Origin of the sequence: Pseudomonas rhizozeae (genome assembly GCF_031583775.1) — a bacterium.
Lineage (GTDB): Bacteria > Pseudomonadota > Gammaproteobacteria > Pseudomonadales > Pseudomonadaceae > Aquipseudomonas.
In genome coordinates this window covers 1-23,542 of record NZ_JAVLSB010000048.1, presented here as the reverse complement: position 1 = coordinate 23,542, position 23,542 = coordinate 1, and the positions used below count along the sequence as shown (strand labels likewise).

Annotated in this window: 16 protein-coding genes; 3 read left to right on the top strand and 13 right to left on the bottom strand. The window is 61.9% G+C overall.

Annotated features, from left to right (window positions below; genetic code table 11):
• Positions 1-38 precede the first annotated feature (38 nt).
• The 8 genes from RG836_RS17100 to RG836_RS17065 form a co-directional block, all read right to left on the bottom strand.
• Positions 39-1,496 carry an N-acyl-D-amino-acid deacylase family protein gene (locus tag RG836_RS17100; protein WP_310847763.1) on the bottom strand — a complete coding sequence of 486 codons (1,458 nt, stop codon included), beginning with the start codon at positions 1,494-1,496 and terminating at the stop codon, positions 39-41.
• Position 1,497: 1 nt separating this feature from the next.
• Complete coding sequence (locus RG836_RS17095) at positions 1,498-2,358, bottom strand: MurR/RpiR family transcriptional regulator (protein ID WP_310847761.1); 861 nt, start codon at positions 2,356-2,358, stop codon at positions 1,498-1,500.
• A 16-nt stretch (positions 2,359-2,374) separates the two neighbouring features.
• The gene (locus tag RG836_RS17090) at positions 2,375-3,724 is read right to left on the bottom strand and encodes a GntP family permease (RefSeq protein WP_310847760.1); all 1,350 of its coding nucleotides are present in this window, start codon (positions 3,722-3,724) and stop codon (positions 2,375-2,377) included.
• A 201-nt stretch (positions 3,725-3,925) separates the two neighbouring features.
• Positions 3,926-5,371 (bottom strand): SulP family inorganic anion transporter, encoded by a 1,446-nt coding sequence (locus RG836_RS17085; RefSeq protein WP_310847759.1) that lies wholly within the window; start codon positions 5,369-5,371, stop codon positions 3,926-3,928.
• A 206-nt stretch (positions 5,372-5,577) separates the two neighbouring features.
• A complete protein-coding gene (locus RG836_RS17080) occupies positions 5,578-6,471 on the bottom strand; it encodes an NAD-dependent epimerase/dehydratase family protein (protein WP_310847758.1) in 894 nt (297 codons plus the stop codon).
• A 103-nt stretch (positions 6,472-6,574) separates the two neighbouring features.
• On the bottom strand, positions 6,575-7,486 hold the full coding sequence (locus RG836_RS17075; RefSeq protein WP_310847756.1) for a LysR family transcriptional regulator: 912 nt from the start codon (positions 7,484-7,486) through the stop codon (positions 6,575-6,577).
• Positions 7,487-7,587: 101 nt separating this feature from the next.
• Positions 7,588-8,178 (bottom strand): NADPH:quinone oxidoreductase MdaB, encoded by a 591-nt coding sequence (gene mdaB, locus RG836_RS17070; protein ID WP_310847755.1) that lies wholly within the window; start codon positions 8,176-8,178, stop codon positions 7,588-7,590.
• A 138-nt stretch (positions 8,179-8,316) separates the two neighbouring features.
• On the bottom strand, positions 8,317-9,081 hold the full coding sequence (locus RG836_RS17065) for a sulfite exporter TauE/SafE family protein (RefSeq protein WP_310847754.1): 765 nt from the start codon (positions 9,079-9,081) through the stop codon (positions 8,317-8,319).
• Between the two features lie 167 nt (positions 9,082-9,248).
• Here RG836_RS17065 and RG836_RS17060 point away from each other — a divergent pair, with 167 nt between their 5' ends.
• A complete protein-coding gene (locus RG836_RS17060; protein WP_310847751.1) occupies positions 9,249-10,175 on the top strand; it encodes a LysR family transcriptional regulator in 927 nt (308 codons plus the stop codon).
• Positions 10,176-10,232: 57 nt separating this feature from the next.
• The gene (locus tag RG836_RS17055) at positions 10,233-10,580 is read left to right on the top strand and encodes a cupin domain-containing protein (protein WP_310847749.1); all 348 of its coding nucleotides are present in this window, start codon (positions 10,233-10,235) and stop codon (positions 10,578-10,580) included.
• 64 nt (positions 10,581-10,644) lie between these two features.
• On the opposite strand, the gene mmsB is transcribed toward RG836_RS17055, so the two are convergent.
• The gene (gene mmsB / locus RG836_RS17050; RefSeq protein WP_310847748.1) at positions 10,645-11,532 is read right to left on the bottom strand and encodes a 3-hydroxyisobutyrate dehydrogenase; all 888 of its coding nucleotides are present in this window, start codon (positions 11,530-11,532) and stop codon (positions 10,645-10,647) included.
• Between the two features lie 10 nt (positions 11,533-11,542).
• Positions 11,543-13,069, bottom strand: a complete 1,527-nt coding sequence (locus RG836_RS17045; RefSeq protein ID WP_310847746.1) for a CoA-acylating methylmalonate-semialdehyde dehydrogenase — start codon at positions 13,067-13,069, stop codon at positions 11,543-11,545.
• Positions 13,070-13,217: 148 nt separating this feature from the next.
• Here RG836_RS17045 and RG836_RS17040 point away from each other — a divergent pair, with 148 nt between their 5' ends.
• Positions 13,218-14,165, top strand: coding sequence for a LysR family transcriptional regulator (locus tag RG836_RS17040; protein WP_310847745.1), 948 nt, complete (start codon positions 13,218-13,220; stop codon positions 14,163-14,165).
• A gap of 39 nt (positions 14,166-14,204) precedes the next feature.
• Here the strand turns inward: RG836_RS17040 and recD are convergent, their stop codons facing one another.
• Genes recD through recC form a run of 3 tightly spaced genes read right to left on the bottom strand, consistent with a single transcriptional unit; the run spans position 14,205 to position 23,436 of the window.
• Complete coding sequence (gene recD, locus RG836_RS17035) at positions 14,205-16,301, bottom strand: exodeoxyribonuclease V subunit alpha (RefSeq protein WP_310847744.1); 2,097 nt, start codon at positions 16,299-16,301, stop codon at positions 14,205-14,207.
• Positions 16,298-19,987 (bottom strand): exodeoxyribonuclease V subunit beta, encoded by a 3,690-nt coding sequence (recB, locus tag RG836_RS17030; protein ID WP_310847742.1) that lies wholly within the window; start codon positions 19,985-19,987, stop codon positions 16,298-16,300. Before recB ends, recD begins: the two co-directional genes overlap by 4 nt.
• Positions 19,984-23,436 carry an exodeoxyribonuclease V subunit gamma gene (recC, locus tag RG836_RS17025; protein WP_310847741.1) on the bottom strand — a complete coding sequence of 1,151 codons (3,453 nt, stop codon included), beginning with the start codon at positions 23,434-23,436 and terminating at the stop codon, positions 19,984-19,986. Before recC ends, recB begins: the two co-directional genes overlap by 4 nt.
• Between the last annotated feature and the right edge of the window lie 106 nt (positions 23,437-23,542).

Sequence of the window (23,542 nt, the reverse complement as noted above, 5' to 3'; positions counted from 1 at the left end):
CTCAATGTGCCATCACCGCGACACAGTCCGCAAAATGGTCACTGAAAACCGTCGCGCAAATCCCCTTCCCGCGCCAGGAATCGGCCTTGTCGTTGGCCGTTCGGTTGGCCGTCGCTGTAGCTCAGTACGCCATTGACCCACACCCCATCGATGCCTTCGGCGGCCCGTTGCGGATCGTTGAAATCGGCGACATCGCGGATGGTCGCGGGATTGAACAACACCAGATCCGCCCAGTGCCCCTGGCGAATTTCCCCACGTTGTTTCAAGCCGAATCGCGCGGCGGACAGTCCGGTCATCTTGTGCACCGCCGTGTGCAGTGGGAACAGTCCTACGTCGCGGCTGAAATGTCCGAGTACCCGGGGGAACGCGCCCCACAAGCGTGGGTGCGGGAACGGGTCTTCCGGCAATCCATCGGAACCGACCATCGACAACGGATGCGCGAGGATTTTTCGCACGTCCTCCTCGTCCATGCCGTAGTACACCGCCCCGGCCGGTTGCAGGCGCTTGGCCGCGTCCAGCAGCGACACTTGCCATTCGGCAGCGATGTCCATCAAGTCGCGGCCGCCGAGTTCCGGGTGCGGCGTCGACCAGGTGATGGTGATGCGGTGCGCATCGGTCACTTGCTTCAAGTCGAGGGTCGAGGAGCTCGCCGCGTAGGGATAGCAGTCGCAGCCCACCGGGTGATCTTTCGCCGCGCTTTCGAGGGCTGCCAACAGCAGCGGGCTGCGCCCCCAGTTACCGGCGCCGGCGCATTTGAGGTGGGAAATAATCACCGGGCTCTTGGCGTGGCGACCGATCTGAAAGGCTTCGTCCATGGCCTCCAGCACCGGTTCGAACTCACTGCGCAAATGGGTGGTGTACACCGCGCCAAACGCTGCCAGTTCTTCGGTCAGTTGCATTACTTCGTCGGTGGAGGCCGAGAATGCGCTGGCATACGCCAGGCCTGTGGATAAGCCCAACGCGCCGTCCCGCAGACTGTCGCGCAATTGCTCACGCATGTTGTGGATTTCTTCCGACGTCGCCGTTCTAAACAGGTCGTCCAGATGATTGCTGCGCAGCGCCGTGTGGCCGATCAGCGCCGCAACGTTCACCGTCGGCTGCGCCGCTTCCACGGCTGCGCGGTAGTCACTGAAGCGCGGATAAACGAAAGCCGCCGCGGTGCCGAGCAAGTTCATCGGGTCCGGCGGATCGCCGCGCAAACTCACCGGCGATGCGCTGATCCCGCAGTTGCCGACGATCACCGTGGTCACCCCCTGGCTGAGCTTCGGCAGCATTTGTGGCTGGCGAATCACCACGGTGTCGTCGTGGGTGTGCACGTCGATGAATCCCGGCGCCAGCACGCGGCCGGCGGCGTCGATCTCCTCGGTGCCGGTGGCCTGTTGGAGGTCGCCGATCTGCGCGATGCGTCCGTTCAAAAGTCCTACGTCAGCGGTGTAGGCCGGGCTGTTACTGCCGTCGATGATCTGCGCGTGGCGAATCAGGGTGTCGTAATGCATGTCAGTCTCCCAGCGGCAGATGATCATCGCCGCCACGGTACTCGTCCAGAGCGAGTTTGATTCGCCGCAGACGCTCTTGATTGTCTTCAGGATTGGCCAGCGCCAGCTCTGTGGCCAGCACATCGATCGCCAGCAACATGCCGTAACGGGCAGCGGTTGGTTTGTAGATAAAAGAAGTTTCTGCGCTTTGCAGTGGCAGCAGCACATCCGCCAGTTCGGCGAGCGGCGAATCGGCGCGGGTGATGGCCAGTACGCGAGTGCCGTAGTTGCGCGCCAGTTCTACCGCGCCGAGCAGCTCCGGGGTGATGCCGGTCAGCGAGCAGGCAATCAGCACATGCTCGGGGCCGAGGCTGGCCGCCGCGACGCGCATCATCACCGGGTCGTGGCAAGCGGTGATCGGGTAGCCGAGGCGCACCAGGCGCACTTGCAACTCGTCGCTGCACAAGGTCGAGCAGCCACCGAGGCCGAACGCATGAATCATCCGCGCCCTGCTCAGCAGTTTCACCGCATCGGCGAAGCGCGACTCGTCGAACGCCGCCAAGTGCTGGCGCAAGGTGGTTTCGATATCGCTGACGATCTGCCCGTAAAACGCCGACTGTTCCGGGGTGCCGGCCGGGTCGAGAAAGCGGCTGCCGACGCCGCTGGCCTGGGCCAGTTGCAGGCGCAGATCGCGCAAGTCGCGGCAACCGACGCTGCGGGCGAAACGCGACAGCGTGGCGCTGCTGACTTCCGCTCGCTGCGCCAGTTCGTCGAGGCTGGCGGAGGCGGCAAATCCTACGTCGTCGAGCATCAGCCGGGCGATTCTTCCTTCGCCGGCGCTGAAGGAATCCTGACGTGCGCGGATTTGATAAAGGATGTCCATGGACGGCACCTGACGGTTAAAGCAATTGGGAAAGACCGAGGGTCAAGGCGAACGCCACGACCGAGATCAAGGTCTCCAGCACGGTCCAGGTCTTGAAGGTCTGGGCCACGGTCATATTGAAGTATTCCTTGATCAGCCAGAAGCCGCCGTCGTTGACGTGGGAAAAGATAACCGAGCCGGCGCCCGTGGCCAGCACCAGCAATTCCGGATGCGGATACCCCAGACCAATGGCCACTGGCGCGACAATTCCCGAGGCGGTGGTCATGGCCACCGTTGCCGAGCCGGTGGCGATACGCATCAGCGCGGCGAACAGCCAGCCCATCAACAGCGGCGACAAGTGAAATTCGTGGGCGAGGCTGACGATTTGGTCGGTGACGCCTGCGTCCACCAAAATCCGGTTCAAGCCACCGCCAGCGCCCACCAGCAACGTGATGCTGGCAGTCGGCGCCAGACATTCGTTGGTGAATTTCAGAATCGACTCACGGCTGAAGCCCTGCGCCAGGCCGAGGGTCCAGAAACTCAGCAGAGTCGCCAGCAGCAAGGCGATCACCGAGTTGCCGATGAACAACAGAAATTGATTCAAGCCACTGCCCGGCGTGGAAATCAGATTGGCCCAGCCGCCGATCAGCATCAGCACCACCGGCAGCAGAATGGTCGCCATGGTGATGCCAAAACCCGGCAGACGCTCCCGTGGCTCACGGTCGAGGAACTGCCGTTCCAGCGGGTTTTCCGCCGGCAATTGAATATGCGGCACGATGAATTTGGCGTACAGCGGCCCCGCGATGATCGCCGTCGGAATGCCGATCAGAATCGCGTAGAGCAAGGTCTGCCCCACCGACGCCTGGTAGACCTGCACCGCCAGCATCGCCGCGGGGTGCGGTGGCACCAACGCATGAACCACAGAAAGACCGGCGACCATCGGTAAACCGACCATCAAGATCGACACGCCGACCCGCCGCGCCACGGTAAATGCGATCGGCACCAGCAGCACAAAACCGACTTCGAAGAACAATGGCAAGCCGACCAGGAACGCGATGCAGACCATCGCCCAATGCGCATTCTTTTCGCCGAAGCGATCGATCAGCGTGCGCGCCACCTGCTCGGCGCCGCCAGATTCGGCCATCATTTTGCCGAGCATGGTGCCCAGCGCCACCACCAGGGCAATGTGCCCCAGGGTTTTCCCCACCCCCGCCTCGTAAGCCCCCACCACACCGGAAGCCGGCATGCCAGCCACCAGCGCCAGACCGATGGAAATCAGGGTGATGACAATGAACGGATTGAGTCGGTAGCGGGCGATCAACACGATCAGCGCGATGATGGCCACGGCGGCATACACCAGCAGCCAATAGCCGAAGGACAGGGTCATGCGGTACTCCTCGAAAGGGTCACGTCGAATGGGTTGTGAAACTCATTAATCATTTCGATCGGTGATTTTCAAACGAGGTGAAACTAATTTTCGTGGAGAGATATGGGCTGTCGCGCAGAGACATGCGAGAACGCTGCCGATGAAAATCGCCCTGTGCAATTTTCATCGGCGCGGTGGCGCTGGCGGCTGAAAGGCGACGTCTCAGTCGTGGGCGACGTGGGCGCGCTTGAGCAGTTTCTTGCAGCGCTCCGACAGGTGCAGCACCCGCAGGTGTTTGCCGGCCTTGGCGTAGCGTTCGCGCAAGGTCATCAGTGCGGCGATTGCCGAGTAATCGACGAAGCTCAGATGACGGCAGTCGATCGTCACCAGCGCCGGGTCGTTGGCCGGGTCGAACTGATTGAGAAACGGCGTGGTCGAGGCGAAGAACAGCGTGCCGTGCAGGTGATACAACTTGCTGCCATCGGCCTCGACATGACTCTCGGCATACAGCTCGCGGGCCTGCTGCCAGGCGAAGTTCAGCGCGGCGATGATGATCCCGCACAGCACCGCCGTGGCCAGATCGGTGAATACCGTGATGGTGGTGACCGCGATGATCACCAGCACATCGTTCAACGGCACTTTGTTCAGCACCCGCAGCGAAGCCCAGGCGAACGTCTGCTGCGAGACCACGAACATCACCCCGACCAGCGCGGCCAGGGGAATGCGCTCAATCATCGGCGACAGAAACAGCACGAACAGCAGGATCATTACTCCGGCCACCACACCGGATAACCGACCGCGACCGCCGGAGCTCAGGTTGATCACGGTCTGCCCGATCATCGCGCAACCGCCCATGCCGCCGAACACGCCGGACACCATGTTCGCCGCGCCCAAGGCCACGCATTCACGGTCGGGGTAACCACGGCTCTCGGTGATTTCATCGGTCAGGCTCAGGGTCAGCAACGTCTCCAGCAAACCGACCAGCGCCATCAGGATCGCGTAGGGCGCGATGATGCGCAGAGTGTCGAGGTTCCACGGGATGTCGGGCAGCGCCAGGCTCGGCAACCCGCCGGCGATATGCGCCATATCGCCGAGGGTACGGGTCGGCAGGCCCAGCAGGTACACCGCCAGCCCGACCCCGAGGATCGCCACCAACGCTGGCGGTACCGCGCGGGTCAGCCGTGGCAACAGGTAAACGATGGCCATGGTTACCGCCACCAGCCCCGCCATCACATACAACGGCGGGCCGCTGAGCCAGGTGTCGCCACTCTTGAAATGCTCGAGCTGCGCCAGCGCAATGATGATCGCCAGACCATTGACGAAACCCAGCATCACCGGGTGCGGCACCATGCGCACCAGTTTACCCAGCCGCAGCAAGCCGAACGCCAGCATGATCAACCCGCCCAGCACCACCGTCGCGAGCAGATACTGCACGCCGTGTTGCACCACCAGCGCCACAATCACTACCGCCATCGACCCCGCCGCCCCCGACACCATCCCCGGCCGCCCGCCGAACAGCGCAGTCAACGTACAAATGATGAACGCGCCATACAGTCCCATCAGCGGATTGAGATGCGCCACCAAGGCAAACGCTATGCACTCGGGCAACAGGGCAAACGAAGTGGTAAGGCCGGCCAGGACATCGGCACGCAGGTGTTTTGCTTTCATGGGAGGACCGGGCACAACGGGGGAAAGAGGGGAGCGGATGTTACGGAATTGAGGGCGGTCCGGCCAGCCTGGGAAATGTCGAGGACGCCATCGCGAGCAAGCTCGCTCCCACAGGTCTCGCGTGGTATCCACCTCAGGTGAACGGCACAAAAACCTGTGGGAGCGTGGCTTGCCCGCGATGAACGATGACGCGATCTAGCGCGAACTCACACCATTTCGTTACGAATCCATTCCACCACCGACGTGCGTTTCGGCACCCAGCCCAGCATTTCGCGGGCGTGTTTACCGCGTACCCGACTGTTGGAGCCCAGGCCGTAGTTGGCCATTTCGTAGCCCCATTCGGCTTCGGCGTCTTTCAGCGGCCAGTCTTGCGGTTGGCCGAGGTTGAGGGCTTGGGCGATGGCGGTGGTCATTTCGATGAACGAGGCCTCGCTGCTTTCGACGAAGTAGAAGGTGCCCGGGATGTTGCGAGTCAGCGCCAGCAGGTAAAGGGCTACCACGTCTTCGATGTGCACGTTGGACCAGATGTTCTGGCCGCTGCCGACATGCCGCACCACACCGCTTTTGCGCGCTTGCTTGAGCAGGCGCGGCAACTGCACGCTGTCGCGTTTGACGCCCAGGCTGTGGCCGTAGATCAAGGTGTTGCAGATCACCGCCGAGTTCACGCCGTCCTTGGCCGCCGCCAGGATCAGGTTATCGATGGCTACGCGGGCAGCCTTGTCGACGGTGGGCTCCGGCAGGTTGTCTTCGTGATAAATCACGTCGCTGGATTTACCGCCGGACGCATCGCCGACGATGCTCGAACCGCTGGTGTGCAAGAACACTTTGTTGGACCCGCGCAGGGCATCAAGCAGCGCTTCGACTGCGGCGCGGTGGTCGCTGCTGGCGGCGTTGATTACCGCGTCGGCGGCGTGTGCCTGCCGGGTGAGCAAGTCGCGGTCGTCGAGGGTGCCGATCACGGCGTTGATACCCAGGGCCTTGAGCTCGTCAACCTGTTCGGCATTGCGTACCAGGCCGGTGACCTGGTGACCGGCCCTTACCAGACCGGTGGCGATGGAACCGCCGATGAAGCCGGCGGCGCCGGTGATGAATACGTTCATGGAGACTCTCCGTGGGTGAACAAGTGATGTGTCCAGTATCGAGGCAAGACCCTTGCCGAAACAGACCCTATTACCCAAATCACTCTTGCGCGCGAGTCACGAATCAACCCCGAAAATCCGACGAGGCGTAGTCCGCCAATTTGCCCTGAATAAAATCCAGGAAGCACTGAATCCGCAGCGCCAATTGCGAATTACGGTAGTACACCGCGTTGATCGGCTGGCGATAGCCGGTGTTGGCCTTGTCGAGCAGCACCACCAGGCGCCCGGCACGAATGTCGTCAATGGTCATGAAATGCGACAGGCAACAGATGCCCTGCCCCGCCAGCGCCAGCAGCCGCACCGTGTCACCGCTGGACGCGCTGATGGCCGGCTGGATCTGCCAGCGGTCACCGTGCGCATGCTGCAAAGGCCAATGGTTGAGGCTCTCGTGCTGGGTAAAACCAATCAAGGTATGCGCCACCAGATCGGTCACCGCTTTCGGCGTGCCGTGTTGTTTCAGATAGGCCGGGCTGGCGAGGATTCGCAACGGGCTGCAGCCCAGCGAGCGCGCATGCAGGGTTGAATCAGCGAGGGTGCCGATACGGATCGCAATGTCGGTGCTTTGCTCAAGCAGGTCGATGATCAGGTCGTTGCTGTTGAGCTCCAGTTGAATGTCCGGGTAGAGCCGGCGGAACTCATCGATGTGGGGCACGATGGCGTGCAGCATGAACGGTGATGCCGCGTTGATGCGCAAACGCCCGGACGGCGTCTGTTGGCGCGAAGACAAGCGCTCTTCGAGCTCCTCCATTTGATCGAGAATGCGCTTGGCTTGCTCGAAGAAATACTTGCCCTCTTCGGTCAGGTCCATGCGCCGCGTGGTGCGGTTGATCAGCGTGGTGTCGAGCTTGGCCTCCAGCCGTGACAAGGTGCGGCTGACCGCCGACGGCGTTTGGCCGACCTGCTCGGCCGCCGCGGAAATCGAACCGCACTCAATCACGCAGACGAAAATCTGCAGCTCATCGGATCTGGCTTTCACTAAGGTCCCTTATCGAATGCGTGCTTGTGGTGGCGAGGGAGCTTGCTCCCGCTGGACCGCGAAATGGTCCCGCTGCCCAGCTCATCGATAATAGCCGAGCGTCACGCCTTGAGGCCGAACACCTCAGTCAAATGCTGTTGGTATCGGGCCACGTCCGCTTCGATGTTCGGCCGCTTCATCACGTCAACCGCCAGGAAGGTCGGCAGACTGGTCATGCCGAGAAACTCGTTGGCCTTGTGAAACGGGAAGTAGACGGCGTCCACGCCCTTGCCTTCGAAGAAGTCAGTCGGGTCGTCGAAGGCTTGCTGCGGCGCATTCCAGGTCAGCGATAGCATGTACTGCTTGCCATGGACCATGCCGCCGCTGCCGTATTTCTGCGAAGCATCGGAACGGGTGCGACCATCGTTGGCGTAGAGGCTGCCGTAACCTTCGGTGAAGACTTCGTCGAGGTACTTCTTCACGGTCCAGGGCGCGCCCATCCACCAGCCTGGCATCTGATAAATAATCACGTCGGCCCACAGGTATTTGGCGACTTCCTCGGCGAGGTCATAGCCCTCGTCGATAAACGTGGTCTTGACGTCGATACCGCCGCGATCCAGCAGGCTGAGCGCGGCTTCATGCAGAGTGGCGTTGTAACGACCGTCGGAGTGAGCGAATTGTTTACCGCCATTGAGCAAGAGGACTTTTTTCATGGGGATTCTCGGGAAGGGTCAGAGTTTTGATGACGGCAGCCTATCGACCCGCCTCGCGCGGAGTAAGCTGCAATCCGACAAATATCTTTTGACCCATGCGCAAGAATTGACCATTGATTGTTGTTTCAGCCTGCACCGTCAGCCGCTGATCAACAGGTGCGCACCCAGCGCACCGAGGCCGACGAAGAACACGCGCTTGAACACCGGCGCGCTGATCCGCTGCCGCAGCCACTGCCCCAGCCACATGCCCAGCACCGCCGGAATCAGCGCCAGCAGTGAAGCCGTCAGCTCGCCACCGCCGAGGTCGCCGCGCCATAACAGCCCGGCAGCCAAGGCCAGGGTCGATACCGTGAATGACAAGCCCAACGCCTGCACTAGCTCATCCTTGTTCAGGCCGAGCGCTTGCAAATACGGAACGGCCGGGATCACGAATACACCAGTGGCCGAAGTGATCACGCCGGTCAGCAAACCGCACACGGGGCCCGCCCAGCGCTCAGAGTCTGGCCGGACCTTCAGCGTCGGCAAGAACAAACCGCTCAAGGCGTAGAGCAACAGCGCCGCGCCCAACGCGCGCACCACCCAATGCCCGCCCGCCATGCCGATCCACAGCGTCCCGGCGCCGGTGCCGATAAAAATCGCCAGCAGCATCGGCCACAGACGTTTGATCAGGCCTTGCAAATGCCCGCCAAACGCCAATTGCCAGACATTGGTCAGGGTCGCAGGAATGATCAGCAAAGCGGCTGCCTGCGCCGGCATCATAGCCAGGCCGAGCAACCCCATCGCCACGGTCGGCAGGCCGAGGCCGATCACACCTTTGATGGTACCGGCCAGGAGGAAAGTGCCGATCACCAGCAAGGTCAATGCCAGACCGAGGTTTTGGTAGAACGCTATAAAGGTATTCATGGGCGTTATCGTGGGGCTTAGCCGGCGGTTTGAAAATGTGGGATGTGTTGAGGCTGCCTCTTGTTTATAAAGAGTCTGGTATTTTCAGTGAGGCTGCTGACCCCTTCGCGGGCAAGCCCGCTCCCACAGGGTTTGCGAAGTCCAACCATCCATTTAAGGCTGTAGATATGCACTTCGACCTCACCGACCTGCGCCTCTACCTGCACATCCTCGACGCTGGCAACATCACCGCCGGCGCGGCTCGCAGCCATTTGTCCCTGGCCGCCGCCAGTGCGCGCATTCGCGCGATGGAAGCCTCCTTAGGTGTCGAGTTCCTGCAGCGCGGCCGCCGTGGCGTCAGCCCGACCGCCGCGGGCAAGGCTTTGGCCCGGCATGCGCGGTTGTTGCTGCAGCAGGCCGAACGCATGCAGCAAGACCTCGCCGAGTACGCCAACGGGACCAAGGGCCAGGTACGTTTGTTGTGCAATACCACGGCAATGACCGAATACCTGCCGGAGATGCTCGCGGATTTTCTGCGCGAGCATCCCAACCTCGATATCGATGTGCAGGAACTGCCGAGTTCGCGCATCACCCACGCCCTGCGGCAGGGCACCGCGGAGTTGGGGATCGTGTCCGATGCGGTGGACACCGGCGGTCTCCAGACCTGCCCGTTCCGCGACGATCCGCTGGTGCTGATCCTGCCTGCCTGCCACACGCTGGCTGATGGCCGCGCGCTTTCATTCGCCGACACCCTGCACGACGACTACGTCGGCCTCAACGCCAACAGTGCCCTGGCGATTTATCTCGAGGAGCAAGCGCTGCATGTCGGGCGGCGCATGCAGATTCGGGTTCGCGCTGACGGTTTCGACGGCGTGATCCGCATGGTCGCCCGTGGCGCCGGACTGGCGGTCGTGCCGCTGGCGGCTATCGAACGACGCGGCCATGAGCCCGGCATCACGTTCGTGGCACTCAGCGAAACCTGGGCGCAACGCCGGCTGCTGCTCTGCGCAAAGGACTTCCAGCACTTGCCGGCCTACGCGCGGGCCTTGCTCGACGCACTGCGCCCAAACCAATGCGCGCTTATGGACAGCTCAATGTCGACTCCAGACAACTGACCGAGGGCACGGCGCTATAGGGTGCGAGTTCGTTCGTCCCCACTGCCCGGAGCCCATATGGCCAATCCACCGATTACCGTTCTGCGCGACACCCATCCACTGCCGGTGCTCGATGCCTGCAAATGGGAAAAACTCGAAGGCGATCCGCACACCGTCAACCTCAACGCCTACACCAGCGAGGACGGCAGCAAAATCATGGGCACCTGGATCTGCACGCCGGGCAAGTGGTATGTGGAATACGTGAAGTGGGAATACTGCGATTTCCGCGAGGGCTACTGCATCATCACCCCAGAGGGCAAAGAGCCGATCCACTTGCGGGCCGGGGATATTTTCGTCGTTGAGCCGGGAATGAAAGGCACTTGGGAAGTGGTGGAAACCGTGCGTAAGTATTTCGTCTTCGCCTGACCGTTCAGCGGTTGGCAAAAACCCGGGGAACCGCCCGACGCGGTTCCCCGGAAAACGCCTCAACTCATTGAGGCTTGCGATAGCTGTTGATGATCGCCGAGAAATCCAGCCCACCTTCCCCGCGCAGGCTCATGGCCTGATACAACTGCTGGGCCACGGCACCGAGCACCACCGGTTGATGCGCCTGGCGCGCCGCTTCGGTGGCGAGCCCCAGATCCTTGAGCATCAAGTCTGCGCCGAAACCGCCGGTGTATCCCCGGGCGGCGGGCGCCGTTTCGATGATCCCCGGCCACGGGTTGTAGGTGTCCGAACTCCAGCAACGCCCGGTCGAACTGTTGATGATGCCCGCCAGCACGCCGGTGTCGATACCCAAGGCATTGCCCAGGGCCATGGCTTCGCTGACGCCAACCATGGAAATCCCCAGCAACAGGTTGTTGCAGATCTTGGCGATTTGCCCGGTGCCAACCTCGCCGCAATGGACGATGTTGCGGCCCATCTGCGCCAGCACCGGTTGCAAGGTCGCAAACAGTGCGGCAGTGCCGCCGACCATAAAGGTCAGGGTGCCGGCCGCCGCGCCGCCGGTGCCGCCGGATACCGGCGCATCCGCCATGGCCACGCCTTGCTTGGCGGCAGCGGCGGCGACTTCGCGGGCGGTCTGCGGATCGATGGTGCTGCAATCCACCGCCGGCACGTCCTTGCCAATGCCCGCCAGCACGCCGTCTTCACCGAGCCAGACGCTGCGCACATGCGCGGCGGCGGGCAGCATGGTGATCACCAGTTGCACGTCGGTGGCGGCAGCTTTCGGCGAGGTGCTGATGGTCCCGCCCAGTTGCGCCAGCTCGGCGAGCACGGTCTGGTTCAGGTCGAACAGATTCAGCGAATGCCCCGCCTTCAACAGGTTGCGCGCCATCGGTGCGCCCATGTTGCCGAGGCCGATAAATGCAATCTTCATGTCCGCCTCCTCAACGCAGGTTGATCGTGGTGTTCACACCATCGTTGACGCTGTCGTCATCGAACCAACGAGACGTAACGGTCTTGGTCTGGGTGTAGAACTGCACCACTTGCTTGCCGTACGGACCGAGATCGCCCAGTTTCGAACCGCGGGAACCGGTGAAGCTGAAGAACGGCACTGGCACTGGAATCGGGATGTTGATGCCGACCTGGCCGACATCGATTTCAGTCTGGAACTTGCGTGCGGCGGCGCCGCTCTGGGTGAACAGGCCCGTGCCGTTGCCAAACGGATTAGCGTTGACCAGGGCAATGGCTTGATCGAGGGTGTCGACTTCCAGCACCACCAGCACCGGGCCGAAAATTTCCTGGGTGTAAATCTGCATGTCGGTTTTCACCCCGGAGAACAGGGTCGGGCCGACGAAGTTGCCTTGCTCGTAGCCCGCGACTTTGATGTCACGGCCATCGAGCTCGAGTTTGGCGCCTTCCTTGATGCCGCTTTCGATCAGATCCAGAATCCGCGCCTTGGCCCGTTTGGAAATGACTGGCCCGACGTCAGTGCCCGGCTCGCTGCCGGCATTTACGCTGAGTTTTTGCGCCAGGGCCTTGAGGTCCGGCAGCCACTGTTTGGCGGCCCCCACCAGCACCACCACCGAGGTGGCCATGCAGCGTTGCCCGGCCGCACCGAACCCGGCGCCGACCAAGGCATTCAGGGTTTGCTCACGATTAGCGTCCGGCAGTACCACGGCGTGATTCTTGGCGCCCATCATCGACTGCACGCGTTTGCCGTGTTTGCCCGCCAGGTCGTAGACGTGAGTGCCGACGGCAGTGGAGCCGACGAATGACACAGCCTTGATGTCCTGGTGAGTGCACAGCGCATCCACCACGTCCTTGCCGCCATGCACCACGTTCAGCACACCGGCCGGAACGCCGGCTTCGACCGCCAGTTCCACCAACAGCATGGTGGACATCGGGTCCTGCTCGGACGGCTTGAGCACGAAGGTGTTGCCGCAGGCGATGGCCATCGGGAACATCCACAGCGGAATCATTGCCGGGAAGTTGAAGGGCGTGATGCCGGCGCAGACGCCGATCGGTTGGCGCAGGGTGTAGGTATCGACACCGCCAGCGACGTTCTCGGCAAACTCACCCATTTGCAGAGTGCCGATGGAGCAGGCGTGTTCGACGACTTCGAGGCCGCGAAAAATATCACCCTCGGCATCGGCAATGGTCTTGCCCTGCTCGGCGCTCAGGACTACGGCGATGCGTTTGGAGTGTTCACGAATCAGCGCCTGCAGCTTGAGCATGATGCGCATGCGCGCGCCGATCGGCGTCAGCTTCCAGGTCTGGAAGGCGCGGTGCGCGGCGGCGATGGCGGCGTCGACTTCGGACGCGGTGGCAAAGGGTACTTTGGCCAGCACTTGCTGGGTTGCCGGGTTGACGATGTCCTGCCACTCGGTGGTCTGGGACTCGACCCACTCACCGTTGATCAACAGCTTGACCTTTTGCACGGTGGTTTCGTCAGGCGTAAGGGATGCGTTCATGGGGTTCTCCTGGATTTATTGTTATCAGGGAGCCAAGGCGAGAAGTTCGCCTTGTGATGAGGCGGGTGACACAGTTTGGTCGTCGAACGGTTTTTGGAGTATAGATGTGCAAACTTCTAATAAGAACGCACATAAAAGCCGGTCCATCATGCAAAAAAACATCACCTCCCTCGGGTCGCTGAACTGGGACGACTTGAAGTTTTTCCTCGAAGTGGCCCGCACCCGCAAGGCCAGCACCGCGGCCAAGCGCCTGGCGGTGGACTACACCACCGTGTCGCGGCGCATCAGCTCGCTGGAAAGTGCGTTGGGCACGCTGCTGTTCGAAAAATCGCGGACCAATGGCTTTGTGTTGACTGCCGAAGGTCAGCGGCTGCTCGGTTATGCCGAGTCGATTGAAAGCACGCTGCACATGGCCTGCGAGCAAGTGTCCGGCTCCGGCGTGGCGCTGTCGGGACACGTGCGAATGGGTTGCACCGAAGGGTTTGGCAGTTTTTTCATCACCCCGCAGTTGAGTCACTTCGTCGATGCCTACCCGGCCATCTCGGTGGACATCTTGCCGCTGCCGCACTTCATCAGCCTGTCCAAGCGTGAAGCCGACATCGTCATCGCCCTCGAACGCCCGGAACACGGGCCCTACGTCTGCTGCAAACTGTGTGACTACCGGTTGCAGTTGTATGCGACCCAGGAATACCTGGACCAGCACCCACCGATCCGTCGCCCGTCCGACTTGAGCAAGCATTCATTTATCAGTTACGTGGATGACCTGGCGTTCAGTTCAGAGCTGCTGTACTTGGCCAACGTACTGCCCGGCGCCAGCGCCAACCTGCGCAGCACCAGCGTAATCGCACAGTTCGTCGCCGCGCAGCAAGGCCGCTCACTGGCGATCCTGCCCTGCTTCCTCGCCGCTCAGGACCCTCGCTTGCTGCCGGTACTGGCGCAGGACATCAACATCACTCGGCAATTCTGGATGTACTGCCGCGAGGACCTGCGCAAGCTCAAGCGGATCACCCTGTTGTGGGATTACATCAGGGAGGTGACTGAGCAGAACCAGGCGCTGTTGATGGGCGAGAGTCGGGAAATGGTGTTTGCCGATTAGTTGGCGCAGACCTTGTCTCTTCCCGACGATCGCCGCGCGTCAGTCGCTCGCTCCCAGTTCCAGCATCAGCCCACTGAGCCGTTTAACCTTGCGCCGCACCGCCTCCTCGAACACCCCCGTGCGCGGCTCGATCAAGCTGAACCAGTGCTTGGCCCGAGTGATGCCGGTGTAGATCAGCTCCTTGGTCAGCACCGGATTCAAGGCGTCCGGCAGGATCAACGCGGTGTGCGCGAACTCCGAGCCTTGGGACTTGTGCACCGTCATGGCGTACACGGTTTCGACGTCGTTGAGTCGGCTCGGCAACACAAACCGCACGCCGCCCTGGCCGTCGTTGCGCGGGAATGCGACGCGCAATACTTGCTTGCCCGCCTCAGGCCCGTCGAGTTCCGGCAGCTTCAGGGCAATGCCGATGTCGCCGTTCATCAAACCCAAACCGTAGTCGTTGCGGGCCATCAACACCGGCCGGCCTTCGTACCATTGCTGGTCGCTGTCGATGAGCCGAGCCCTGAGCAGTGCCGCGGTGATTCGTTGGTTGAGGCCTTCCACGCCCCAAGGGCCCTTGCGCACGGCGCACAACAATTGGAAGGCGTCGAACGCCTCGAGCACCGTTCGGGCCCATGTCGTCCAGCATGGATCAGTGAGTGCGCGGTCACCGGCGGGACGCTGCTCGCGCAACAGGTTCAGGTAATGCCGATAGCCTTGTGGCCCCTCGGGCTTGCCTTCGAGCAACAGCCGCTCCAGAGCATGATCGTGTTCGCCCTTGAGGCTCAAAGAGGACAGATCGGCGTGGGTGCGTGCAGCCAACAGCTGGCGGGCCTCATCAGGCCGCTGCTGGTTGACCCAACGCGCCAGCTGACCAATCCCGCTGCCTTCACCGAAGCGGCGCGAGTGACGCAACATGACCACTTGCTGGGCTAGCGGATGCTCACCCTGGTCATCCTGTTGCAAGCCGCTGCCCTCAAGCCGTTCGCCGCTGACAGATTCCAGCCACTGGCGGGTCTGTGCGCTGTACCAACCGGCCTCGGCATCGCGACACAGATCCCCGAGGACAGCGCCGGCCTCTACCGAGGCCAATTGATCCTTGTCGCCCAGCAGCACCAATCGGGCGTGGGCGGGCAAGGCGTCGAGCAGATTGGCCATCATCTCCAGGTCGATCATCGACGCTTCGTCCACCACCAGCACGTCCAGCGGCAACAGATTGCCCGCGTGATGGCGGAAGTGTCGCGTGCCGGGACGACTGCCCAGCAAGCGGTGCACAGTGGTGACGTCGCTGGGGATGCGCTCACGGACTTCAGCGCTGACTTCCAGGTTGCGAACCTGTTGGCTGATGGATTCGGTCAAGCGCGCGGCGGCCTTGCCGGTCGGCGCTGCGAGACGGATACGCAAGGGCTCGCCGGTCGCCACCGCAGGCGCCTGGAGCAAGGCGAGCAAACGCACGACCGTGGTGGTTTTACCGGTACCAGGTCCGCCGGTCACGATGCTGAACGCTCCGCGGGTCGCCAGGGCGCAGGCGAGTTTTTGCCAGTCGATCACGCCGCCCGGTGTTGCAGGACCGAACAACCCGGTCAGGCGTTCCGCCAGATCCGCCGGCGTGGCTTCTCCAGTGGCCAGACGCTGACGAAGCGCGGCATCAATGCGCCGCTCATAATTCCAGTAGCGGCGCAGATACAGCCGCTTGCCCGAGAGCACTAACGGGCGCTGCTGCACCGACTCCCGGCCATCGGCGGCCAGCGCTACCAACTCACTTGCGGCCAGGACCTTGCACCAATGGGCGCCGTCCACCGTTTCTAGCAATTGTGAAGGCAACAACATTGCGCCGCTTGTCACGTCCCCCTCGGGCGGTAACGACAGAGCGAAGTCCGGCTCCTTCAGCGTCTCGAACAGGTCGAGGCAGACATGTCCATGGCCGAGCTGGTGACTGGTCAGCGCTGCCGCCAACAGCACCAGCAGTTCGTCGTGTGGTGCCCGCTCATGCAGGAAAGCCACGAAGGCTTTATCCAGCGCCCGCAACCAACCGCGCTCGACCCAATGGGTGAGCAGCAGCATCAAGTCAGCGCCATGGGTCAAGGGCGCGAGGTCGGCAAGGGCCTGCTGCGCCATCGCTGTCGGCAGAAGGTCGGCGAAGGAACGGCTCATAGCAAGACTCCCTGTTCCCACGCGGGCTCGAGTTTGGTTTGTGGTTTGCCCTGGAACAGGTAATCGAGTTCTTCGATCAATTGCCGCGGCGGCCGGACAAAGTAAGCGCCCTGGCTCTGCGCGCGCGTGCCCCGTAAGAACAGATACAGCGCGCCGCCGACATGGCGGTCGTAATCGTAGTCAACCAGCCGCGCTTTCAATTGGCGATGCAGCGCCAACAAGTACAGGACATATTGCAGGTCATATCGATTGTCGAGAATCGACTGCTCCATGGCTTGTTCGGTGTATGCCTGGTCGTCGACCCCGAGCCAGTTGGACTTGTAGTCCGCCACGTAATAACGCCCCTGATGCTCGAACGTAAGGTCGATAAACCCCTTGAACATGCCGTTGAGCAGCACCGGCTCCGCCGCCACTCGGGCGACACCGTTGTGGGTGAAGTGACGCACGCGCTCGTCGAGCTTGAGCACGTCGACCTTGTGACTGGCGAACCAGAATTCCATCTCGACCTGATACTGGGTGAGCGCCTCAAGCACCACCGGCGGCTCTCCCGACCCGACGCGCAAGGGCACCGTCAGCATGTCTTGCAGCCAACCGGTCAGGGTCGGGATCCAGCCATCCCAGCCACGCCGATTGCAGCGGCGGGCCACCGCGTCCCTGACGGACTGCGGATCGGCCTTGAAGCCCTCACCCCCGGCCCATTCGAGCAAACCATGCAGGAAGGTGCCTGGGTTCGGACCGCGGGGGAAGCGATGGATATCGCCTCCCGTGCTGACCACTTCACGAGGAGCATCGGGATCCAGTCGCTCATCATCGAAGAGCTTTTGGGCCTGCGGGCTCTCCGGCGCTTCGGTGCTGCCGGGGCTGAGGATGTCGCTAATGCGCAACGCGCTGTAAGAAGCAATCCACCAGTTCTCGCTGGCTTTGCGTGTCGGTATCAACGACGCCAGCAGCAAGGCCTCGCTACGCGGTGGACGATAAGCGTTGCTGGTCGCTTCCGGCAGAGGTTGATAGCTGATGGCCGGACAGCCCTGTTGCAAGGCCTCCAGCCAGCGTTTCAGGCCGGCGGATTCGGCCACCGGCACACCGCCACCCAGCAGGTAACCTAGCGCTGACAAGTGCAACACCGACTGGTTGTTGTTGCCGCGCTTGAGGTCGGCTACACCCAGCCACAGTGCGTGACGGGCTCGGGTCAGCGCGACATACAGCAGACGCAAATCTTCAGCCAGGCGCTCGTCGTCAGCCAGCGCGATCAGCTCTGCGTTCGGCTGCAACGTCACTTGGGCGTTGCCCTGGGCGTCGTGATAGTGCAACGGCAATCGACTGCCATCCACCGGTTTCGCTGAACATGCGAACGGCAGGAACACCAACGGGTATTCGAGGCCTTTGGATTTGTGGATGGTGACCACTTTCACCAATTGCTCATCGCTTTCCAGGCGCAGAATCTGCTCTTCACCCGCCTGCCCGGACAATGCCAAATGCTCGGACAAATGCCGGATCAACGCTTGTTCGCCGTCCAACTCCGAAGCCGCTTGTTGCAGCAGCTCTGAGAGGTGCAGCAAATTGGTCAGCACGCGCTCGCCGTCATTGCGCACCACCAAGGCTTGAGGCAGATGGAAATCGTGTAGCAGGCGCCGCAGCATCGGCAACACGCCTTGCACACGCCAGATGTCACGATAGCGGCGAAATTGCATGACCCGTGCTTCCCAGGCGAGTTCGTCCTGGTTCAAGCGCTCAAGTTCGAGCAGCGGCAGGTTGAGGGTGAGACTGGCCAGGGCCGCACGCAACGGGCGCTCGGCATCGGGCTCGGCGCACGCCTTGAGCCAGGTCAACAGGTCTCGAGCTTCCTGGGCGGCGAACACCGAATCCTTGTCCGACAGGTAGACGCTGCGCACACCACGGGCCGTCAGTTCGTCGCGTACGGCCTGGGCCTCTTTGCCATCGCGCACCAGAATGGCGACATCCGCAGGCAACACGCCGCGCAACGGCTTGCCATCCTCGGCGAAGCCAACCCGGCCTTGCAGCCCGCCATTGAGCAGTCCGGCGATCTCGGTGGCACAGGTGGCCGCCAATTGCTGCCGGTAGGTGGCACCGGACAGCGGTTGATCGGAGGACAGGTGCCAGAAATTAAGCTGAGTGACGTCGTGGCCATGGATCTGCAACCGCTCCTTGCGGCCTTGTGCCGCGACTGGCAGGAATGGCACCGGATTGTCGCCGTTCGGTTCGCGGAACAGGAACGCCCCCCGTCCTTGCTCGCGGGCCTCGGCACGCTCGAACACATGGTTCACCGCTTCGACCATGCCGTGGCTGGAGCGGAAGTTGGTCCCCAATGTGTGCAAGCGGCCGGTGGTCGCCTGGCGTGCGCGCAGGTAGGTGTAGATGTCCGCACCACGGAAGGCGTAGATCGCCTGCTTCGGATCGCCAATCAGGAACAGCCCGGACTCACGGTTATTCTCCTCGATGCGGTAGATGCTCTCGAAGATGCGGTACTGCACCGGGTCGGTGTCCTGGAATTCATCGATCAGCGCCACGGGAAACTGTTCGCGAATCACCGTTGCCAGGCGCTCGCCGCCTTCCGCCTGGAGGGCGGCATCGAGGCGCAATAGCATGTCGTCGAAACCCATTTCCGCGCGGCGTCGCTTCTCTTCTTCAAAGCGTGTTCCCACCCATTGCGCTGCGTGTTGCAGCACCGCGGCGTCCGCTGTGGGCAGCGCATCCAGGCTGGCCTTGAGCCCCGGCATGGCGTCCAGGCCCGGATGGTTTGGCGCCTCGCCTTTCCAGGCTTCGGCCATCCCTTCCGGGGTCAGGCGGGTAAATCCGGTGCCGATGTCCAGCAACTCAAGTGCCTCGTCTGCAGCCCAGGCGCGGAGCTTTTCGAACCAGGGCTCAAAATAGCGCGCCTGCATCTTCCGCCCATCGACACTTTTGCTGGCCACACCTTGATGACAGATCGCCAACAACTCATCGGCCCATTGCTGCCAAGGCATTTTCAGTTCGAGCAAGGTAGCGCGCCGCTGTTGCAGGCTCGCGATGATCAGCTCAGCAGGGGTTTGAGTCGAGGTGTTGTTGCGCGCGCTGGCGAACAGTCCGCGCACACGCGGTAACAGGGCCGCCGGGCCGCCCAGATTGGCGCGGACCCAATTCAGCGCATCACCCTCCATCGGATAACAGAACAGTCGCCAGTAATCGCGCAGCACCTCACCGAGCAGGTCGCTGTGATCGGTCTCGAGGGTTTGGGTAAACAGGCTGCCGCTGTCGAACGCGTGCTCGCGCAGCATGCGCTGACACCAACTGTGAATCGTCGAGACCGCAGCCTCGTCCATCCACTGCGCAGCAATGTCCAGACGGTTCGCACAACCCGGCCATTGTTCTGGCGTGAACTGGTCCCGCAGTTGCTCGATCAACCCGTCCGGCGCCGGTGTTTCGTTACGGAAGTAGCGCGCGGCTTCGGCTAGACGAGTGCGGATACGATCACGCAATTCTTTGGTCGCCGCGTCAGTGAAGGTCACGACCAGAATTTGCGGCGGCAGCAGTTCGCGGCCAAAACCGTTGAGCTCGCCGCCATGACCGAGGACCAGACGCAGATACAACGCCGAAATGGTGAAGGTCTTGCCCGTGCCGGCACTGGCTTCGATCAGTTGACTGCCGTGGAGCGGGAACCCGAGGGCCAGAGGCATTGGCGAGGTCATGAGCGAGCCTCCTCCGTAGTCAGTGATCGCCACGGCGCTTCCAACAATGGCCGATAAAGTGCATCGCACCAGTCAGGGAACATCTCGTCTGCAATCAATGCATCGTAATCGGCAAACTGGCGAGCCAGCGCCGGTGATTCGCGGCGCTCGCCTTCCGTGGTCTGGCCATCGCCTTCGTAGGCTTTACGGGCGGCGGCATCGGCTTTCGCGGGGTCGGTTTGACTGAGCCAGGCGAATGCAGTCTTCACCGCCACTGGCAGCGGCTGGCACATTCCCGATTGCCAGGCTTGCAACAGATTGCCAAGGATGTCGAGCGCGGCACTTTCGCTCAGCGGAGCCAGCAGCAGACTGTCATCGCTGGCCACCAGGGCGGTCGTCATTGACCAGCCGCTAGCACAGGCCACCAGGTGATTGACCCAGGGACGGATGAGGCGGTGCCACTTGCGGCTCTTGATCGAGCCGATGCTGTTTGGAATCGCGGTAACCGCCAAAACGCCGCCGTCGGCACGCTGGTGCAGACCGCTGAGCCAACCTTCGATACGCAAACCGTGAAGCTCCAGCGCAACGGGTAAAGCGCTGGTCAGCGGCATGGGCCACAACGTGAGCAATTGTTGATAGCGGCGCAACAGATCCGGTAAGGGCTCAATCAATTCACGTTGCAGCGATAGACCGAAACCCGCCATGGGCAACAAGCCACTGTTTTGCAGACGCAGGGCCTGCGCTTGCAGTGCCTGGTCAGGCTCATCGGGCCGTAGCATCGCGGCGTCCAGCAGACTGCCGCTTACGCTGTAGCGCTCCAGCGCGTCGAGTACGAAAGGTTCTTCGTCTGCCAGAGGAGCCTCGATGGCCTCAAAGAACACTTTCAGCCGCTGGCTGAAAAAATGCCGCACAGGGTGGCGAAGAAAATCCTGCAACTGCCCGAAGCTAAGGGGCTCTTCCTGTACGTAAGCCTCCAATCGCCCGGGCGGCGCGGCGTGGATCTCGGATTGATGAAGCAATTGCCATTCACTGGCGTAGCTGAACAACGGGTCCCCGGCATGGAAATACCGCGCGCTGAACGGCTGCAAGGGATGCTCCTGGGTCATGGCCGCGAGCAGATCCTGGTCTTCCTCGGGCAGGTGCCAGCCACTGGCGAGATGGTCACGCAACTGGCCGATCAACACCGACGCCGGACGTTCGCTGTTATCCCGAATACTGCGTCCGACCCAACTGATGTACAACTGCCCCCTCGCCGAGAGCAGTGCCTCTAACAACAGGTAACGGTCGTCCTCACGGCGAGAACGGTCACCGGGTCGGTAATCGCTTCCCATCAGGTCAAAGTCGAGCGGTGGCTGCGCACGGGGGTAATCACCGTCGTTCATGCCCAACAGGCAGACCAATTTGAACGGAATTGCGCGCATCGGCATCAGCGTACAGAAGTTGACGGCGCCGGCCAGGAAGCGCTGGGACAAGCGCCCCTGATCAAGCCCTGCCAACCAGGCTTCGCGCACCACGGTCAGCGGCAATTCGTCCTGCAACCCGACTGAATCGCAGGTCTCAAGCCAGGTTTCGCGGAGCTCTTCGAGTTGAGTCAGCAGGTATTCGTCATGTTCGTTCGAGGCCTCGAAGAACAACGACACCAGCGCTTGCAGACGCACTCCCCATTGTTCGGGGGCGGCGGGTTGCGAGAGTTCCTGATGAGCGACATCCAACGCATCGAGTAGCGCGACCAAAGGGCCGATCAGCGCAGCATCAAGCCCACCGATTTCGTCATAGGGCTCGATGGTGTCGAACGCCTCACCCGTCCCTACTGCATATCCGAGCAACATGCGCCGCAAACCAAAATGCCAGCTGTTTTGCTCCAGTGCTTGCGGCAGGCCAAGTCCTGCGCGTTGTTGCGCGTTCATTCCCCAGCGGATACCGGAACCTTCGATCCAGCGATGCAGGGTCGGCAGATCCCGCTCTTCGATGCCGAACCGCGCACGCAAGGCAGGAACATCCAGCAAATCGAGAATCTCGCTGACCGGAAAACGGCTGTCCGGCAGCTTGAGCAGATGCTCTACCGCAATCAACAGCGGGTCACGGCCGCGCTGCCCTTGATCGGTCAAGGTAAAGGGAATAAAGCGAGGATCCTGGCGTTCCAACTGGCCGAACACTGCGCGGATGTGGGGCGCGTAACTGTCGACGTCGGGCACCATGACAATCACATCCCGGGGGCGTAACTCGGGGTCGGCGCTGAAACGAGCGAGTAGTTGGTCATGGAGGATTTCCACTTCGCGCTGAGCACTGTGAGCGACGTGAAAACGGATGGAGTGATCGGTCTCGATATTGACTGCAGGCCAGTGTTTTCGGGTCTCGTCCAGGGGGCGCAGTTCAAGGATGTCGTCCTGCAATTGATTGAGCAGGGTGTTCGGATCACTGTCGCTGAACAGGTCAATACGACCGTCGCGAAATGCCGAGCGATAGCTGCCCGGATCGTCGTAGCTGTCGAGCAGATTGATGTAGTCGCGACCTTGTTTGCCCCAGGCTGCCAGAAGCGGATGGGCGTGCTGGTGCAACAGCTCAGGGGCGAGGATCGCGGGAGTGCCAACCTTGCGGGCCTGCCGCTTGTACTGGTGGCGTAGCAGGTCCTTGTCGGCAACGATGTCGGCCCAATGGTGACGGCAAGGATTGTGCACACACAGCAATACTTGGCTGAAACGCGCCAATCCGGCGAGCGCCTCAAGCACCTGGGCCGGCAGCGAAGAAATACCGAAGACAATTACCCGGGATGGTAAACCTTTGGGCGCTACCTCGAGGGTGTTGATCCGCTCGATATAACGCTGATGGACGCCGGCCCGACTCTGCGCCATGCCCTCTTCACCAACATCGACGAGCAGCGCCCGCCAAAGCTCCGCTTGCCAGCAATTGGCGGGGGCCAGTGCCTTGTGTTCGCCGCGAACGTTTCTGAGTTGGTGCCGACCTTCCGCCCAGTCTTCAAGCCAGTCGGCGCGGTAGACCTGGTATTGGTCAAACAGGTCGGCCAGGCGCTCGGCCAATTGATAGCGTTTACGTAGATCGGTGTCGTGGGTCAGAAAGCGTTGCAGCGGCTCAAAATACGGTTGGTCGATCAGCTCGGGCAGAAGACGCATCAGGCGCCAAGTGAGTGGCGCTTTGTCCAGCAGGGAGGTGGCAGGGATTTCGTCGCGGCCCAGCACCATGCGATAGAGCTGCCACATGAAACTGCCCGGCAATTGCACGTCTATCGCAGCGGCGATGCCGCACCCGCCGAGATCGTCATCTTGAGGATCTTCAGCCAGGGCCAGCTTCAACCACTGGGCGATGCCGTTGCTCTGTACCAGGGCAATCTCGTCCTCCAAGGGCGCCAGTGGATAGCGCCGCATCCAACTGACAACCAGGCTGCGCAGTTCATCGAGGCGGTTACCGTGAACCACCATAAAACCCGCGTTGAGGGACTGCGCGTCCGGCATAAAGGCTTCCTTTGGAAAATGCAAAAGCTAGGGCCGAACATTAACACTGTCGGAAGTCAGTGACAGCCAAGAGCCTTCCTAGGTTGTTGTAAGAAAAATGACTTTC